The 2,029-nt window shown below is 62.1% G+C and carries 2 protein-coding genes; one reads left to right on the forward strand and one right to left on the reverse strand.

All coding sequences use genetic code 11. The features are described 5' to 3' along the window. Positions 1 to 288, forward strand: a 288-nt coding sequence (locus WB402_RS09130; protein WP_424207101.1) for a HesB/IscA family protein, incomplete at its 5' end; no start/stop codon positions are given. Positions 289 to 354: 66 nt separating this feature from the next. Here the strand turns inward: WB402_RS09130 and WB402_RS09135 are convergent. Continuing rightward, the gene (locus WB402_RS09135; protein ID WP_424207103.1) at positions 355 to 1,701 is read right to left on the reverse strand and encodes an IS5 family transposase; all 1,347 of its coding nucleotides are present in this window, start codon (positions 1,699 to 1,701) and stop codon (positions 355 to 357) included. Positions 1,702 to 2,029 lie beyond the last annotated feature (328 nt).

Below are 2,029 nucleotides of genomic sequence, written 5' to 3' on the forward strand. Positions count from 1 at the left end.
ATCGGCGAAATCCTGAAAAAGGAGCCGCCCGGCACCATGTTGCGCGTCAGCGTGGAAGGCGGCGGCTGCTCCGGCTTCCAGTACAAGTTCGACATGGAGAGCGCGCAGGCGCCCGACGATCTGGTGATTGCCCGCGACGGCGCCGTCGTGCTGATCGACCCGGTCTCGATCGATTACATGGTCGGTTCCGAGATCGATTTCGTCGAGGACCTGATCGGCGCTTCGTTCAAGGTCAAAAACCCGAACGCCACCGCTTCCTGCGGCAGCGGCACCAGCTTCGCGCTTTAGAGTTTTCCGACACTGCTTTCCGTTGTCATCGCCGGCCTTGTGCCGGCGATCTCGCTTAGTCGTCCGTTAAGAAGCCAATTTGAGTTTGGGATTGTCTGCAAGCGCGCTGCGTAGCGCGGTCATGATCAGGCACAAGAGAATCCTCAGCCAGGCGAGGACGAGGCGCAGGTTGTGGCCGACGGCGGTGAGGATGGCGTTGGCGAGGTCACCGGCGGTTCCCTTGAGATAGCAGCGCCCGAGGTGGCCCTCAGCCTTCATGTGTGCGATCACGGGCTCGATGGCGGAGCGGCGCCGTAGCTCGCGCTTGATGGCGCCGAACACGCCGCGCTTCTGCCCGGAGATGAAGACACGATATGGGTTTGGCACGTCGTGGCCGCGGTATCCTTTGTCGACATAAGCGCGCTCGATCTGGCGACCGGTGAGCCGCTCGGTGTCCTCGATAGCCGCGCGCAGCGTGTGCCCGTCGTAAGGGTTGCCGGGCAGCGCCTTGGCATGCAGCACGAACTGGCCGCCTGGGGCGCGAGCGTTGGTGGTAACGATTGAAGCCTTGACGCCGAACTCATAGGGCGCGCTGGCCTTGCCCTTGCCGATGCATTCGACCTCTGGGGCATGGAAGGAATACAGCTTCCAGCCGCGCTGGCGCTGCTGCTGTGAACGGATCTGGCTGGCGCGCGCCAGCGGCCATTGGAATGCCTCCTCCAAGGCCGGCTGGCCGGCAATCTTGCGGTGGATGTCGCGGGTGATGCGGCCGAGCCGCGTGCGCAGGATGCGCAGCTGGCGGCGATGGCGGTTGAATTGCTTGGCATGGGCGTAGCGCCCCGCCATCATCGCTGCCTGCTTGGCGATCCGCAGGTATGACTGCCGTAACTGCACGCCGTGCTTTCTGGCCAGGCGGTTGAGCCCCTTGATCGCCGCATGCAGCAGTTTGGCGTCGGTCGGGAAGGTGATGGCCTTGGGCTGTACGGTAGTGTCGACCGTGACCCGGGCGAGGTCCTTGGTCCGCAGTGCGCCGCTCGCATGCGCCACCCGCAGGCTCTCGGCTAGCAGCAACTCCAGCTTGTCGCCCAGCCGCTTGCGCCAGTGGCTCAGGTCCGAGCGCTCGTGCGGAAACTCATGCTGGAAGAACTCTTCCCCGGTGAAGTACTGGAAATACGGGTCATGCACCCAGCGTTCGCACACGCCCTCGTCGGACAGGCCATAGATGTGCTTGAGCAGCAACAGTCCGATCACGAAGCGGGTCTCGATCCCCGGCCGGCCCTGGTCGCTGTAGAGCGGCGCGATCTCGCCGTCGATCCATGCCCAATCGAGCTTGCCGGCAAGCTGCACCAGCTCGTGCTTCATGTTGATGATCTGCTCGAGCCTGGCCCGGAACAGATCGCCTGATCCCGTCGTCTCGTGTTGCTTCGGCCGCATCGTTCCCTCCGATGCAGCCAAGGAATCATGGTTTGCGCCAAAAGAAAATCGAAAACGAAATCGCAAGGTTCCGGCGCCTCAGGGTGCAAAACCCTGCAAACTCAAATCGGACAAAGCCCAAAAAATAGACTCACATTCAATCGCTTAGCAGTTAATCACGGACGACTTCATAGGGCAGGGCGAACATGTCGGCTGATGGCACATCGCTGCATTCCCAGGATTGCAATATTTCGGTCGCTATCAGAGCGAAGCGGACATCGTCCGAAACTGACGCGGATCGTATCGGCAGCGAATGCCCCGAACAGGAAGTCCCAGACCGGGATTTTCA

This window comes from Sulfuricaulis sp., assembly GCF_049587675.1.
Taxonomy (GTDB): domain Bacteria; phylum Pseudomonadota; class Gammaproteobacteria; order Acidiferrobacterales; family Sulfurifustaceae; genus Sulfuricaulis.